The organism is Salinicola corii (assembly GCF_008298015.1).
Classification (GTDB): Bacteria; Pseudomonadota; Gammaproteobacteria; order Pseudomonadales; family Halomonadaceae; genus Salinicola; species Salinicola corii.
Map to the genome: position 1 here is coordinate 16382 of NZ_VTPX01000012.1, position 14918 is coordinate 31299.

Sequence of the window (14918 nt, forward strand, 5' to 3'; positions counted from 1 at the left end):
ATTCTCCAGCGTTTCCTGCACTAGGTGCCATTCCCATGGGGATGGCACGGGGGCGACGGGCCGGTTTTCGGCTCGTTGCCATTCGAGTCACATGCAACCTAATGGCATGAATCGATGAACCTTCACGAGTATCAGGGCAAACAGCTGTTTGCCGATTACGGTCTTCCCGTTTCCAAAGGCTTCGCCGTCGACACGCCGGATGAAGCCGCGCAGGCCTGCAAGAAAATCGGGGGCGACAAGTGGGTCGTCAAGGCTCAGGTTCACGCGGGCGGCCGCGGCAAGGCCGGCGGCGTCAAGCTGATCAAGAGCCCGGAAGAAGCCAAGGCGTTCGCCGAGCAGTGGCTGGGCAAGAACCTGGTGACCTATCAGACCGACGAGAAAGGTCAGCCGGTCGCCAAGATTCTGGTCGAGAACTGCACCGATATCGCCAGCGAGCTGTATCTGGGCGCCGTGGTCGATCGCGCCACCCGTCGTGTGGTCTTCATGGCCTCCACCGAAGGTGGCGTCGAGATCGAGAAAGTGGCCGAGGAAACCCCCGAGAAGATCCTCAAGGCCGAGATCGATCCGCTGGTCGGCGCTCAGCCGTACCAGGCACGCGAGCTGGCGTTCCAGCTGGGCCTGAACAAGGACCAGATCAAGCAGTTCACCAAGATCTTCCTGGGCCTCTCCAAGCTGTTCCACGACAAGGATCTGGCGCTTCTCGAGATCAACCCGCTGGTGATCACCGACGAAGGCAATCTCCACTGCCTCGACGCCAAGATCAATCTCGATGCCAACGCCATGTATCGCCACCCCGATCTGCAGGCGATGCGCGATCCGTCCCAGGAAGACGAGCGCGAAGCCCACGCCCAGGAGTGGGAGCTCAACTACGTGGCGCTCGACGGCAACATCGGTTGCATGGTCAACGGCGCGGGCCTGGCCATGGGCACCATGGACATCGTCAACCTCAACGGCGGCAGCCCGGCCAACTTCCTGGATGTCGGCGGTGGCGCGACCAAGGAGCGCGTGGCGGAAGCGTTCAAGATCATCCTCTCCGATACCAACGTCAAGGCCGTCCTGGTCAACATCTTCGGTGGTATCGTGCGCTGCGACATGATCGCCGAGGGGATCATCGGTGCCGTCGAGCAGGTCGGCGTCAACGTGCCGGTCGTGGTGCGTCTGGAAGGTAACAACGCCGAGCTGGGTGCCGAGAAACTGGCCTCCAGCGGTCTGAACATCATCGCTGCTACCAGCCTGACTGACGCGGCTCAGCAGGTCGTCAAAGCGGCGGAGGGCAAGTAATGAGTATCCTGATCGACAAGAGCACCAAGGTCATCTGCCAGGGCTTCACCGGTGGCCAGGGAACCTTCCACTCCGAGCAGGCGATCGCCTACGGCACCAACATGGTCGGCGGTGTCACGCCGGGCAAGGGTGGCCAGGAGCATCTGGGCCTGCCGGTGTTCAACACCGTCAAGGAAGCGGTCGAGAAGACCGGCGCCGAAGCGTCCGTCATCTACGTTCCTGCCGCGTTCTGCAAGGACTCGATCCTCGAAGCCGCCAATGCCGGCATCAAGCTGATCGTCTGCATCACCGAAGGCATCCCGACGCTGGACATGCTCGACGTCAAGGTCAAGTGTGACGAGCTGGGCGTGCGCCTGATCGGGCCGAACTGCCCGGGCGTGATCACACCGGGCGAGACCAAGATCGGCATCATGCCGGGTCACATCCACAAGCCCGGTCGCGTCGGTATCGTGTCGCGCTCCGGCACCCTGACCTACGAAGCGGTCAAGCAGACCACCGACCACGGCTTCGGCCAGTCCACCTGCGTGGGCATCGGCGGCGATCCGATCCCGGGTTCCACCTTCATCGACATCCTCGAGATGTTCGAAAAGGACCCGCAGACCGAGGCGATCGTGATGATCGGCGAGATCGGCGGCACCGCCGAAGAGGAAGCCGCAGCCTATATCAAGGCCAACGTCTCCAAGCCGGTGGTCTCCTACATCGCGGGTGTTACCGCCCCTCCGGGCAAGCGCATGGGCCATGCCGGCGCGATCATCTCCGGTGGCAAAGGCACGGCGGATGAAAAGTTCGCCGCGCTGGAAGATGCAGGCGTCAAGACCGTGCGTTCGCTGGCCGAGATCGGTGATGCACTGAAGGCTGTGACTGGCTGGTAAGTCCGCCTGGCAAGTCGTTAGAGACGGCGTCGTCTCTGTCATCGCCCCGTCGGGTTCGCCTGACGGGGCGATGTTTTTGTGGGGGCCTAGCGCTCCTGGCGGCTTGCTTCGGGTCGACCTCTGGCTGCGCTCTTCTGCTTGTTCATCATGCGCAGAAACGCTCTGCCTGCCGTGGCGATGAATATCGGAAAGCCGGCCAGCAAGTAGAAGTAATAGGTGACGAAGCGCCAGATCAGCACGGCCGCAGCGGCGCTCTGTGCGCCGATCAGCGGCGTCAACAGTGCCGACGAGGTCAACTCGGCGCCCCCCGCGCCCCCCGGAAGGAAGCTCAGCTGGCCGGCTGCCATCGACACCATCTGCACCAGGAACGTCCAGGCCCAGTCGATATGCTGGCCCAGGCCCTGAACGACCAGATACAGGATGCTGTAACGCACCAGCCAGTGTGTGCAGCAGAGCAGGAACACGCCGAGCAGCAACCAGCGTGGCAACCGCAGGGTTTCCATCAGTGAGTTGCGGAAGTGGAGCAGGCGGCGGGCGAATCCGAAGCGCGATCTTCGCTTGACGTTGAGCTTGGCCAGCCAGCGTCCGGTGATATGCATCACCCTGGAGTAGTTGCTGAGCGTCAGCCAGAGCATGGCAAGCGCGGTGAGCAGCAGGAGCGTGGGCAGCCCAACCAGCCAGCCGAGCTTCAGGTCCACCGCCTCGATCAGCACGTAGAGGGCCACGCCGATCAGGCCCGAGAGGAAGAACAGCAGGTCGGTCAGCTGGTCGACGGCGAAGATGGCGGACGCCTGCGCCGGACGGACACCGCGCCGGGCCAGCAGGCCGAGCAGGGTCAGCGGGCCGCCCGTACCCCCCGGCGTGGCACAGATGGCGAACTCGGTGGCCATGACGATGGAGAAGGCTCGGATCTGGGAGAGCTTTCCCGCGCGCCCGGCCAGCAGCAACCTCAGCCGCAGGGCATTGACGTTCCAGCAGATCACGATCATGCCCATCATCAGCAGCAGCTGCGAGGTGGGAAAGCCTCGCAGTTCGGTGACGATGCCGCGCCCGCCAATCAGGATGGGTATCGCCAGCGCTGCCACCAGGCCCAGCGCCAGTAGCCACAGGATGCGCTTCATGCCGCGGAGCGATCCTTGTCCGCCGGCCCGGCGAAGTTGTCCTGGACGAGATCGGGAGCGGCCTGGTCGAGCCAGGCCTGCTTGGTCAACGGTTGTCGACCCACCTCCAGCAGATGCTCGACGAGATGCAGCCAGTACTCATGGGAGGCGCGATGGCGCATATCCACGGGATGCAGAGCCAATCGCAGCAGTGCCGCGTGCTGGAAGCGGCGGTACTGGAGCGCGCTGACCACTCTCGACATGCCGCGGCGCCAGGCGCTGCGGGCGCTCCAGACGATGCTGGGCGCAGCCAGCGACGACAGCGATGGCAAGCGATAGAGGTGTTGCAGGTCGCTGGTGTAAGTGAACGGGCGTTCCTGCAACGCCTTTCGGGTCCCTTCGCTCATCAACCAGGCGGGGGCGACGAAGCCGCCATGCGGCCAGCCGCAGGCGTCGAACTGGGCCATGCCCTCATCGAGCAGGGCGCCGGCGCGCGCCTGGTCGAGGGTGTAGAACTCGCCCTCCCAGGTGTAGATTCGGCGCATGTAGAAATCCCGCAAGGAGCGGGGTGCCGGCGCATCGTCCCGGTGAAAGTAGCCATGCAGCGTCAGTTCGTCGCCCCGCTCCAGGCGATCATCGAGAACCCGGCGCAACGTGTCGCTGTCGCGGCACTTGCCCCGGCCATGGAAGTCGGGGACGACGAGCCAGGTCATTGGAATGCGCTCACCGAGCCGGTCGCCGAGACGGTCGATCGACTCGACGAACGGTTGATAATCGGACCAGGTTTCGGGGGCGATGTCGTGGAGTACCAGCGAGAAATGTGACTTATCCATGCTGGGAACCCTGCTGGGCTTCTCCTGCACCTTCGGTGGCGCTGGTCAGCCGTCGATAGTGAGAGAGCAGGCCGTCGATGACGACATCCCAGTCGTGGTTGCGCTCCACGTAGCGTCGCGCGCGGCGCCCCGCTTGGGCGGCATCGTGATTGGCGAACAGTTCCTTGACCGCGCGTGCCATGTCCGCGGGCGAATGGGGTTCGCTCAACAGGCCGCAGCCCAGCGGCACGTTCTCGGCCAGTGCGCCCGCCCGGGCGGCGACCACGGGGATGCCGCTCGCCATGGCTTCCAGCGCCACCAGGCCGAAGGTCTCCTGGGTGCCAGCGTGAACCAGGGCATCGCTGGAAGCCAGCCAGCTCGCCACCTCTTCGGTCGGCGTATAGCGGTCGATCACGCTGACATTGTCCGGTACCTGGCTGGGCATGCTGGGGCCGACCAGCAGCAGGTGGTAGCCCTTGCCCAGCAGCCGGGCGGTTTTCAGCAGGTCGTGGAGATTCTTCTCGCGTGAACCCCGGCCGACGAAGATCAGCAGTTTCGTGGTGTCGTCGAGATTCAGCCGCTCACGTAGAGCCAGGTCCCGACGGCTCGGGTGGAACGTCTCCAGGTCCACGCCCAGCGGCTGGATGGCAACCCGCTCGATACCGAGTCGGGTCAGGCGCTCGGCCATGACCCGGCTCGGCGCGAGGACCTGATCGAAGCGGCGATAAAGCTGGTGGACGTAGCGCTCGATCAGCTTGTCGGTGCCACTGCCCAGCCGGTTGCTGATCAACCGGGGCAGGTCCGAGTGGTAGAAGCCCACCACCGGCACGTCCAGCTTGCGTCCGGCGCGTAGCGCCGCCCAGGCGGTGACATAGGGATCGCCGGCCTCGATAATGTCCGGTGACAGGCGCACCAGCTCCCGTTCCCAGCCGCGACGACGCAGGGGAAATCGGTAACCTTGGCTGAACGGCAACGGCGGGGACGGAACCTCGTGAATGCCGTTGTGGGTGAAGAGCTGGGAACCGGGGATGAGAAGGCTGCAGGTGACGCCAGGCAGCTTGGCGAGGCGCCGATGCTTGGCATCGAGATAAGTACGGACCCCACCACTGGCGGGGGCATAGAACATCGTAACGTCGGCAATGTGCAACGAGCCGCTCCTCTTGAAGACTTCCCTGTCGATACGGCGCATTCCTGAGAATGGCGATGACTACATTGCAGTATATCTTTTTACTGCCACAGGGCGTTCACACCAAAGTGGTAGCCTGCCGCCGCCGCTTCCGGCGCCGGCAGGCCGTTACCGCGTTCACTCGGCGGGCGCGGCCACCAGCGAGCGCGTCGCTTCACGGGCTTCGACGAGCTTGACGCGCAGTGAGCCGCCGAGCTGATAACGCAGCTCACCGTCGATCCGGATGCGGCCTTCCTTGTCGTCGATCGCCATCTGGTTGCGGTCGCTGTGAATCAGCGGCGCCGGCACGAAGGCGGTGGCGCCGTTGGCCGTCAGACGGACGCGCATGCCACCACGGCGGATGTCGATGATATCGGCGTCGAAAACTTCACCCTTTTCGATGGTGGCGCCCAGATAACGCACGTAAAGCCAGTCTTTGACGTCACGCTCGGCCATTCGGTTCAGTCGGCGACGTTCGGTCAACTGCTCCGTCAGCTGCTGGCTGGCCTCGGCCGGCGCCGCTTCGGACTTCAACACCCGCTTGATCAGGCGATGATTGACCATGTCGCCGTACTTGCGGATCGGCGATGTCCAGGTGGCGTAGGCGGGAAGCCCGAGGCCGAAGTGCGGCCCCGGCCGGGCCGACATGTTGGTGTAGCCCTGGAAGCGCCGCAGGCGGGCATCCAGCCAGGCGTCCTCACGCGCGTCCAGCGTCCGGCGCAGCTCCTTGTAGCGCGGCAGCTCGGCGAGCTGCTCACGCTCGACGGCGATTTCCTGGGTGGCCAGGAACTCGACGGCCTGGTCGATCTTCTCCGGCTCGAAGGCGTTGTGGACGTTGAAGATACCGTGGCCGATCTCCTTGGCCAGCAGGTCGGCGCAGCAGGCGTTGGCAACGATCATCGCCTCTTCGATCATGCGCTGGCCGATGCGACGCTCTTCGATGACGATGCCCAGCACATTGCCGGCGTCGTCGAGGTCGAACGCATAGTCCGGACGATCCTTGAATACCAGCGTGTTGGCTTCCCGCCAGGCCGCGCGGGCCCGGGCGAGGTCGGCCAGCGCCTCGAGCTGCCCGGCGATGGGCGCAGCCGGCGCCTTGGCGCCGGATCGCCCCTCGATCCAGTCGGAGACGTCGTCGTAGGCCAGGCGGGCCTGGGAGCGAATCGTGGCGGCGAAAAAGCGGTACTCGCCCAGCGTGCCGTCGCGGCCGACCTGCAGCCGGCAAGCCAGCACCGGGCGATCCACGTCCGGCTTCAGCGAGCACAGGTCGTCGGCCAGCGCTTCCGGCAGCATGGTGATGTTCTGGCCCGGCAGGTAGACCGTGAAGGCGCGGGTGCGTGCCTCCTTGTCTGCCGGGTGGGACTCGTCCACATAGGCGGTGGGGTCGGCGATCGCCACCGTCATCGTCCAGCCGTCGTCGGTCGCTTCGACCCGCAGCGCATCGTCCATGTCCCGCGTCTTCTCACCATCGATGGTGAAGAACGGCTCGGCGGTCAGGTCCTCGCGCACCAGGCCTTCGTCCTGCAGCGGCCACGCTTCGGCCGCTGGCGGACACTCCTGTTCGAGCGCGTGACGCGCCAGGGTGACGCGCCACGGCACCGCCGGGTCGTCGCTCTTGACCACCAGCTCGTCGATCTGGGTGAAGAACCCCCTGTCGTCGGGGCGCAGCGGATGGCGAATCAGGCGCGCGACGACCCAGTCGCCGTCCGCGATGTCGGACTTCTCCAGCGAACGCTTGAGGCGTGCCTTCAGCGACAGGTTGATCGAGGGATGATCAGGCACCACGGCCAGGCGGCCGTCGCGTTTCTGCACGCGGGCCACGAAGCGATCCAGCGATGCCTCGATCAGCGTCTCGGGGTCGGCCTGTTTCTTGTCGCCATCCTCCTTGATCACCGCTTCGATGCGGTCGCCGTGAACGACCTGCTTCATGGCGGGGGGAGGAATGAAGTAGGAGGTGCCGTCTTCGGCTTCGAGAAACCCGAAGCCCTTGTCGGTGGCCTTGATGGTGCCCTGGACACGCGGCGTGTTGGCGCGGATGTCCTGCTTCAGCTGGGCCAGAAGAGAGTTGTTCTGCAGCATCGGATCGGATCGGTCGGTGGACGAGAGCGACACTATACGGATTCCGGGTTGGCCACGCCAATCGCACGCGGCCCCTCGAGGTAGCGTCGACCGGGACGCTCTCGGCGACGCGGGGAGGTGCGACCAAAGTCGTCCCCCACGGGGCTGGTGAATTGGTATTCGACTGGTTATGTTGGTGGTATTGAACTGGTATCAGTCAACGTCACTTTGGAACCGACCTTCATGGCACCGACGCTATCCCGGCTCAAGCTGGATGCCGCCCAGTCGACCCCGCTCTATCGCCAACTGGCCCAGCAACTGGTCGAAGCGATCGAGGCGGGGGACTGGGAGACCGGCGAGGCCTTGCCCTCGGAGCGGGTCCTGGCGGAGTCGCTCAGCATCTCGCGGATCACCGCACGCAAGGCGCTCGACCGACTCGTGGCACTGGGGCTGATTCAGCGCACCCATGGCTCCGGGACGTTCATCGCGCCGCGACTCAACCAGTCGCTGACACGTCTGACCAGCTTTACCGAACTGCTGGTTCAGCGCGGTCATCGGCCCAGCTCGCGCTGGCTGAGCCGTTGCTCGGGGACGCCCACGGTGGAAGAGAGCCTGCGTCTCGGCTTGAGTGCGGACCACCAGGTCTCGCGGCTCAAACGCCTGCGGTTGGCGGACGACGTGGTCGTCGCCGTCGAGGAGAGCTGCCTGCCGAGCCGGGTCCTGCCCGACCCGGAGAGCGTCACCCATTCGCTCTATCGCCATCTCGACGATCTGGGTACGCCGATCGTGCGGGCCCTGCAGCATGTCTCAGCGGTCAACGCCGACGCCGAGCTGGCGCAATTGGCGCAGGTACCGCCGTCCCAGGCGCTGTTGATGATGACGCGCCTCGGCTATCTGGCCGACGGCCGCCCCGGGGAACTGACGGTGACCTACTGTCGGACCGATTACTACGACTTCATGGTGGAGTTGACCCAATGAGATCGCGCGAACGGGAGACGGCATGCTCTACGGCAACATTCTGACCCCCCGGGGATGGCGACTGGGCACGCTGGAGTGGCGCGATGGCCGGATAGTCGCCATCGGTGGGGAGCCGGTCGATCCCACGACTAACGCGCATCCCCGGCTGCTGCCGGGGTTCGTCGACCTGCACGTGCACGGCGGCGGCGGGGCGGACGCCATGGAGGGGGGCGATGCAGCGGCGACCATGGCGCGAACCCATGTCCGTTTCGGCACCACCAGCCTGCTGGTGACCACCATGACGGCACCGCTGCCCGATATTCGTCAGGCGCTACGGGACATCGCCCGCACCATGGATCGACCGCCAGCCGGGGCGGCGCGGCTGCTGGGCGTCCATCTCGAGGGACCCTATCTCAATCCCGGCAAGCTGGGCGCGCAGCCCCCGTATGCCCACCCCGGCGCGATCGCGGACGTCGAGGCGCTGATGGAACTGGCGCCGATCCGGCTGCTGACGCTGGCACCCGAGCTTTCGGGCCATGCCGCGCTCATTGGTCAACTGCGCGAGCGCGGTGTCCGCGTGCAGATGGGCCATACCCTGGGCAGCTACGAGGAGGGCGTGGCCGGACTCGAGCATGGCGCCCACGGCTTCACCCATCTGTTCAATGCCATGACCGGGCTCCACCATCGCAAGCCCGGCATGGTCGGGGCGGCACTAGCGCACGCCGACTATGCCGAAATCATCCCCGATCTGCTGCACGTGCATCCTGGCGCCATTCGTACGGCACTGCGCTGCATTCCCCATCTCTTCGGCGTGACCGATTCCACGGCCGCCGCCGGCATGCCCGATGGCGAGTACCGTCTCGGTGAGCAGCACGTCACCAAGTGCCTGGGCGGCGTCCGCCTGGCCGACGGCACGCTGGCGGGCAGCACGCTGACCATGGACCAGGCGTTGCGCAATCTGGTCCAGATCGGTCTCGAGCTGGACGACGCCTCTCGGCGATTGTCGCAGTATCCCGCCGATTTCCTCGGTGAGAGAGAGATCGGACGGATCGAGATCGGCTGTCGGGCCGATGTCGTGGTCATGGATGCCCACCTCGAGATCGATGCCGTCTACGTCGGAGGCGATCAGGTCCATCGCGGCTCGTCGACCCCGAACGTATCGACCACACCCCAGGCGGCCGGCGCGTCGCAGGAGAAACACCGATGTCGTTGATGCTTCAAGAGGCGCAGAGCGCCCCGAATTGCCTGCGATCCCAATGGCAGGCCAACGCCGCCATCCTTTCCGAACTCGGCAGGTCCCTGCGCGGGGCGGACCTGCATGGCGCGCTAACGGTGGCCCGCGGCAGCTCCGACCACGCTGCTGCCTACTTCGCCTATCTCGGCATGAAACACCTGGGTCTGCCGATGGCCTCGGTGCCGCCCTCGTTGACCACCGTCGCCGACACGCCGTGGCGGGTTCGTGGGCAACTGGCGGTGGCGATCTCGCAGTCCGGCGCCAGCCCCGATCTCATCGCGACCCAGCGGGCCCTGGTTGATGGCGGTGCGTTCAGCGTGGCGCTGGTCAACACGCCGCACTCGCTGTTGGGCGAGACTTCGGAGCACGAGATCGCGCTACACGCCGGCGTCGAGAAGAGCGTCGCCGCCACCAAGAGCTATCTGGCCACGCTGGCCGCCTGTGCGCACCTGATCGGGGCCTGGGCGGAAGACGACACACTGCTGGCGGCGTTGAAAGCGCTGCCGTCAGCGCTCGAGACGGCGGCGCAGCAGGAGTGGCAGCCGGCGGTGGATGCGCTGGTCGATGTCGACAGGCTGCTGGTCATCGGCCGCGGCGTAGGCCTTGCCGTGGCCCAGGAGGCCGCGCTCAAGTTCAAGGAGACCTGCGCCATCCAGGCCGAGCCGTTCAGTGCCGCCGAGGTTCGTCACGGGCCGATGGCGCTGATCGGCCCGGGCTATCCGGTCCTGGTCCTCGCGCCACCGGGGCCGGACCAGCCCGGGTTGCTGGAGCTGGCCGAGTGGCTGGAGAGCATCGGCGCCAGGGTGCTGCTGGCCGCCGACGAGAGCGTCGGGTCGCGCCAGTTGACGCTGGTCGATGCCGGTCATGACGACCTGCAGCCGCTGTCGGTGATCCAGAGCTTCTACGTGATGGCGGCCAGGCTGGCCGTCGCCCGTGGTGGCGATCCGGATCAGCCTCGTCACCTGCAGAAGGTGACGCGAACGCTGTGAGTCGTCGGTGATGTCTTGCGTTGCCGCGAATCGCCGCCTGACCTGAATAGCAGCACGTGGCGAATCGGTCGGGATTGGAACAACAACAAGTCGGGAGTCTTCATGTCATCCACATCACGGTTTCTCTGCGCCCCGCTGCGCGGGGTGGTGGTTCCACTCGGCGAAGTGCCGGATCCGGCCTTCGCTGAAGGCGCCCTGGGGCCAGGGGTCGCCATCGACCCGTTGGACGAGACGCTGCATGCGCCATTCGACGGCGAGGTCATCCAGTGCGCGCGGACCGCACATGCGCTCACGCTGCGCGACGATCACGGCCATGAATGGCTGTTGCACATCGGCATCGATACCGTCGACCTGGGCGGAGAGGGATTCGAGCTGCTGGTCGCGACCGGCGATCGTGTCTCCGTCGGCGATCCGCTGTGCCGGTTCGATGTCGACGGGCTGTCCCGGCGTGCCAAGGCCCTGGTCACGCCGATCGTGGTGACCAACGCCTCCGACCTCGCCTTGGAGACGCTGGTCAAGCCGGGGACGATCGTCGACAAGGGCGAGGTGCTGCTGCAGTGGCAGGCACCGGTCCCGGCGGCGGAGATCGCCGGTCGGGAGGTCTCCACCCAGGCGTCCGCCCGCGGAGAGGCAACGATCGCTGCCGCCCACGGCCTGCATGCCCGCCCGGCGTCGAGGCTAAGGTCGATCGCCCAGAAGCACGACGTCGAACTGAGGCTGGGGCGAGACGACGAGGCCGGTAAAGACCGATCCGACGTCGACGGCGCGAGCGTCGCCAGCCTGAGCGCGTTGCTCAACCTGGGCCTGATCCGGGGCGACCGGGTTCTGGTCACGGCTCGCGGAGCGGCGGCCCAGGCCGCGGTCGACGCGGCCGTCATGCTGCTGGAGACGCCCGAGCACGATGCCGGTCGGGCCGATGTTTGCGCCGGCCCGAGCGTCGCACCCGCCGCGGAGGCGACGCCGGGCACGTTGAACGGTCTGTCGGCGAGCCCGGGCCTGGCTGTCGGCCCGCTGGTCCGCTACCGGGCCGCACTACCCCGCGTTGCCGACACCGCCGACGACCCCGAACGGGAGCGAAGGGCGCTGGCCGCTGCCGTGGCCGAGGTGGATGCCGACCTGGAACGGTCGATGCGCGCGGCCGGGTCGCGTGGACAGCAGGCCGAGGCGGATATCTTCGAGGCGCACCGGGCCTGGCTGGACGACCCCGATCTGCGGGCGTCGGCGGAATCGAAGATCGCGGAGGGCGCCAGCGCCGGACGCGCCTGGTACCTGGCCCTCGAGACCGAGATCCAGCGCCTGCGTGGCAGCGGCAACGCGTTGCTGGCCGGTCGGGCCGACGATCTCCACGATCTGCAGCGTCAGGTCATGCAGCGCTTCGCTACCCACGACGCCGTCGCCACCACCGGACTCGAAGGGGCGATCCTGGTCGCGCGGGAAATGGCCCCCTCGCAGTTCGTCGAGGTCGCGGGGCAGATCGGCGGGCTGTGCCTGGCGGGCGGCGGCTCGACCTCCCACGTCTCGATTCTGGCTCGGACACGAGGGTTGCCCTGTCTGGTGGCGATGGGGGATGCCCTGCTGGAGGCCAGCGGCGAGCGGGTCTGCCTCGATGCCGACCGGGGGCGGCTGGAGCTGGCCCCCGACGAGCGGCGCCTGGCGGCGGTCGAGGCCGAGCAGGCGCGCCAGCGCCAGCGCTCCGAGGCCGACCTGGCCGTCGCCTTCGAGCCGGTGACGATGCGCGACGGGCGCCATCTTCATGTCGCCGCCAATATCGCCTCCGGCGCGGAGGCGCAAGGTGCCCTGGACGCCGGTGCCGACGGGGTCGGGCTGATGCGCAGCGAATTCCTGTTCCTGGCGCGGCAGACCGCGCCGGACCTTGCCGAGCAGCAGGCCGAGTATCGCGCCGCCGTCGAGGCGATGGCGGGAAGACCGGTGGTCGTCCGGCTGCTGGATATCGGGGCCGACAAGCAACTTCCCTACCTGGCGCTTCCCGCGACGCCCAACCCGGCGCTGGGGGAACGTGGCGCGAGACTGTGGCAAGCGCATCCCGAGATGTTCGACACCCAACTGGATGCGTTGCTGGAAGCGGGTCGCGGGCTGCCGGTCTGCGAGGATGGCCTGACGAGACTACGACTGATGGTGCCGATGATCGCGGACGTCGGCGAGCTGCGCTGGGTGCGCCGGCGGTTGGCGACGAGGGCTGCCGCGCTCGGCATCGAACGGCTGCCGTCGCTCGGCGCCATGGTGGAAGTGCCGACGGCGGCGCTCTGTGCCGGTACTCTCGCCGGCGAGGCGGATTTCCTCTCCATCGGCACCAACGACCTGACCCAGTACGCCCTGGCGATGGATCGTGAAGTCGCATCGCTGGCGGCGCGCAGCGATGTGCTGCATCCGGGGGTGCTACGTCTGATCGCCCTGTGTCTCGAGGGCGCCGGCGGTCGATGCCCGGTGGCGGTCTGCGGCACCGCGGCAGGTGATCCGCTGGCGGGGGCGTTGCTGGCCGCCATGGGCGTCGACGAACTCTCCGTCGAACCGGCGCGGGTGGCGGTGGTCAAGGCGACGCTGCGCAGGCTGGACGCCGAAGCGTTGGCGGCGCAGCTCCCGGCGCTGCTGGCACTGGACGATGCGGCCGCGGTGAGAGAGGCACTGGCAACGATGCTGGCATCGTCCGCCGAAGCGGCGACACCCGCCTCCGGCGACGCCACGACCTCCACCGACACGACAACAAGATCCTGAGGACTCGTCATGACCACCACCTTCGGTTCCCGGCTCATGGCCGGTCTGCAGAAACTCGGACGCTCGCTGATGCTGCCGATCGCGGTGCTGCCGGTGGCAGGGCTGCTGCTGCGCCTGGGCCAGCCCGACCTGCTCGACATCGGCTTCGTCGCCAACGCGGGCAATGCGATCTTCTCCAACCTGGCGCTGATCTTCGCCATCGGCGTGGCGGTCGGCTTCGCCGATGACGACAACGGTGCGGCCGGGCTGGCGGGGGTGATCGGCTACCTGGTGCTCAACGCGGTGCTGGAGACGCTGAACCCCGACATCAACATGGGCGTGCTGTCGGGCATCATCATCGGCAGCGTGGCCGGCGTGCTCTACAACCGCTACAAGGCGATCAAGTTGCCGGACTATCTGGCCTTCTTCGGCGGGCGGCGCTTCATTCCCATCGTCACCGGGCTCTCCGCCGTCGTGCTGGGCGGCCTCTTCGGTCTGATCTGGCCGCCGATCCAGCAGGGCATCGATCAACTGGGGCAGTGGCTGATCGACGCCGGCGATCTGGGCCTGTTCGTCTACGGCGTGCTCAACCGGATTCTGATCGTGACCGGGCTGCACCACGTGCTCAACAGCTTCGTGTGGTTCGTCTTCGGCAGTTTCGACGGCGTCACCGGCGATCTCAACCGCTTCTTCGCCGGCGATCCGACCGCGGGCAGCTTCATGACCGGCTTCTTCCCGGTGATGATGTTCGGCCTGCCCGCCGCCGCGCTGGCGATGTACCACGCCGCGCCTCGCTCCCGCCGGGCTCAGGTCGGCGGCCTGCTGCTGTCTCTGGCCTTGACCGCCTTCCTGACCGGCGTGACCGAGCCGATCGAGTTCTCGTTCATGTTCCTGGCGCCCGCCCTGTACGCGATGCATGCGGTTCTCACCGGTATCTCGATGGCGTTGATGAACATGCTCGATGTCAAGCTGGGGTTCACCTTCTCCGCCGGGGCGTTCGACTACGCGCTCTCCTATGGCCTCTCGACCAACGGCTGGATGATGATCCCGGTGGGACTCTGCTACTTCGCGCTCTATTACGGCATCTTTCGCTGGGCGATCGTGCGTTTCGACCTGCCGACCCCCGGGCGCGAGCCGGAACTGGCGACGACGAGCGTCAGCCACGACGCCGGCGAGCGCGGGCCCGCCTTCGTGACCGCGCTGGGCGGGGCGGCCAACATGGTTAGCGTCGGCGCCTGTACTACCCGGCTGCGGCTGGTGATGCAAGACGATGCCGCGATCGACGAGCCAGCGCTCAAGGCGCTGGGGGCCCGCGGCATTCTGCATCTGCGCGGTGGTGGCCTGCAGGTGATCCTGGGGCCGATCGCCGATGCCGTGGCCGACGACATCCGAGTGGCGGTACGCGATCACGGCAAGACGCTGGAGACGGCGCCGGCGGTCGGGGACGATACGGTACCGACCGATGCCCGGCTCGACGAGGCGTCGCGCCAGGCGTGGATGGCGGCGCTGGGTGGCGCCGAGAACATTCGCCACGTCGCCGCGGTGGCCACCACCCGCCTGCGGCTGGAGCTGGGGGATCGCGGGAAAGTGGACGAGTCTGCGCTGGCGGGGCTGGGCGCCGCCGGTATCCAGGACCTGGAGAACGGTGTCGTCCATCTGGTGCTGGGGCGCCAGGCGGGGGCGATAGCCAACGGCATCGATACCAAGCCTGCCTGACGGGAGGCCCGTCCAGGCCCGG

11 protein-coding genes are annotated in these 14918 nt (G+C 66.9%); 7 read left to right on the forward strand and 4 right to left on the reverse strand.

The annotated features are described in order from the left end of the window. Positions 1–114 precede the first annotated feature (114 nt). Both sucC and sucD read left to right on the forward strand, forming a co-directional pair. A complete protein-coding gene (sucC, locus tag F0A16_RS17445) occupies positions 115–1281 on the forward strand; it encodes an ADP-forming succinate--CoA ligase subunit beta (RefSeq protein ID WP_110600705.1) in 1167 nt (388 codons plus the stop codon). Further along, positions 1281–2153 carry a succinate--CoA ligase subunit alpha gene (gene sucD, locus F0A16_RS17450; protein WP_110600706.1) on the forward strand — a complete coding sequence of 291 codons (873 nt, stop codon included), beginning with the start codon at positions 1281–1283 and terminating at the stop codon, positions 2151–2153. The genes sucC and sucD overlap by 1 nt, the downstream gene beginning before the upstream one ends. An 86-nt stretch (positions 2154–2239) precedes the next feature. On the opposite strand, the gene F0A16_RS17455 is transcribed toward sucD, so the two are convergent. The 4 genes from F0A16_RS17455 to F0A16_RS17470 form a co-directional block, all read right to left on the reverse strand. Beyond that, positions 2240–3274 carry a glucosaminyl phosphatidylglycerol flippase gene (locus tag F0A16_RS17455; RefSeq protein ID WP_149436651.1) on the reverse strand — a complete coding sequence of 345 codons (1035 nt, stop codon included), beginning with the start codon at positions 3272–3274 and terminating at the stop codon, positions 2240–2242. Continuing rightward, entirely contained in the window at positions 3271–4086 is an 816-nt protein-coding gene (locus F0A16_RS17460; protein WP_149436652.1) for an N-acetylglucosaminyl phosphatidylglycerol deacetylase, read from the reverse strand. Before F0A16_RS17460 ends, F0A16_RS17455 begins: the two co-directional genes overlap by 4 nt. Then, positions 4079–5212 carry an N-acetylglucosaminyl phosphatidylglycerol synthase gene (locus F0A16_RS17465; protein ID WP_149436653.1) on the reverse strand — a complete coding sequence of 378 codons (1134 nt, stop codon included), beginning with the start codon at positions 5210–5212 and terminating at the stop codon, positions 4079–4081. The genes F0A16_RS17460 and F0A16_RS17465 overlap by 8 nt, the downstream gene beginning before the upstream one ends. A gap of 156 nt (positions 5213–5368) precedes the next feature. Continuing rightward, positions 5369–7309: an exoribonuclease II gene (locus F0A16_RS17470; protein WP_149436654.1), complete on the reverse strand. Its 1941-nt coding sequence runs from the start codon at positions 7307–7309 to the stop codon at positions 5369–5371. Between the two features lie 222 nt (positions 7310–7531). On the opposite strand from F0A16_RS17470, the gene F0A16_RS17475 reads away from it, so the two are divergent. The 5 genes from F0A16_RS17475 to nagE all read left to right on the forward strand — a co-directional run bounded on the left by F0A16_RS17475 (position 7532) and on the right by nagE (position 14896). After that, a complete protein-coding gene (locus F0A16_RS17475; protein ID WP_149436655.1) occupies positions 7532–8266 on the forward strand; it encodes a GntR family transcriptional regulator in 735 nt (244 codons plus the stop codon). Positions 8267–8288: 22 nt separating this feature from the next. Beyond that, positions 8289–9458 (forward strand): N-acetylglucosamine-6-phosphate deacetylase, encoded by a 1170-nt coding sequence (gene nagA / locus F0A16_RS17480; protein ID WP_149436656.1) that lies wholly within the window; start codon positions 8289–8291, stop codon positions 9456–9458. Then, a complete protein-coding gene (locus tag F0A16_RS17485; RefSeq protein ID WP_223119818.1) occupies positions 9449–10468 on the forward strand; it encodes an SIS domain-containing protein in 1020 nt (339 codons plus the stop codon). The genes nagA and F0A16_RS17485 overlap by 10 nt, the downstream gene beginning before the upstream one ends. A gap of 102 nt (positions 10469–10570) precedes the next feature. Then, positions 10571–13201 carry a glucose PTS transporter subunit IIA gene (locus tag F0A16_RS17490; protein WP_149436657.1) on the forward strand — a complete coding sequence of 877 codons (2631 nt, stop codon included), beginning with the start codon at positions 10571–10573 and terminating at the stop codon, positions 13199–13201. Between the two features lie 9 nt (positions 13202–13210). Further along, positions 13211–14896, forward strand: coding sequence for an N-acetylglucosamine-specific PTS transporter subunit IIBC (gene nagE / locus F0A16_RS17495; RefSeq protein WP_149436658.1), 1686 nt, complete (start codon positions 13211–13213; stop codon positions 14894–14896). Positions 14897–14918: the final 22 nt, after the last annotated feature.

Bases quoted from the DNA above. Each gene is read 5' to 3' on its own strand.
- sucC (WP_110600705.1), top strand. From the start codon at position 115: ATGAACCTTCACGAGTATCAGGGCAAACAGCTGTTTGCCGATTACGGT.
- sucD (WP_110600706.1), top strand. From the start codon at position 1,281: ATGAGTATCCTGATCGACAAGAGCACCAAGGTCATCTGCCAGGGCTTC.
- F0A16_RS17455 (WP_149436651.1), bottom strand. From the start codon at position 3,274: ATGAAGCGCATCCTGTGGCTACTGGCGCTGGGCCTGGTGGCAGCGCTG.
- F0A16_RS17460 (WP_149436652.1), bottom strand. From the start codon at position 4,086: ATGGATAAGTCACATTTCTCGCTGGTACTCCACGACATCGCCCCCGAA.
- F0A16_RS17470 (WP_149436654.1), bottom strand. From the start codon at position 7,309: ATGCTGCAGAACAACTCTCTTCTGGCCCAGCTGAAGCAGGACATCCGC.
- F0A16_RS17475 (WP_149436655.1), top strand. From the start codon at position 7,532: ATGGCACCGACGCTATCCCGGCTCAAGCTGGATGCCGCCCAGTCGACC.
- nagA (WP_149436656.1), top strand. From the start codon at position 8,289: ATGCTCTACGGCAACATTCTGACCCCCCGGGGATGGCGACTGGGCACG.
- F0A16_RS17485 (WP_223119818.1), top strand. From the start codon at position 9,449: ATGTCGTTGATGCTTCAAGAGGCGCAGAGCGCCCCGAATTGCCTGCGA.
- F0A16_RS17490 (WP_149436657.1), top strand. From the start codon at position 10,571: ATGTCATCCACATCACGGTTTCTCTGCGCCCCGCTGCGCGGGGTGGTG.
- nagE (WP_149436658.1), top strand. From the start codon at position 13,211: ATGACCACCACCTTCGGTTCCCGGCTCATGGCCGGTCTGCAGAAACTC.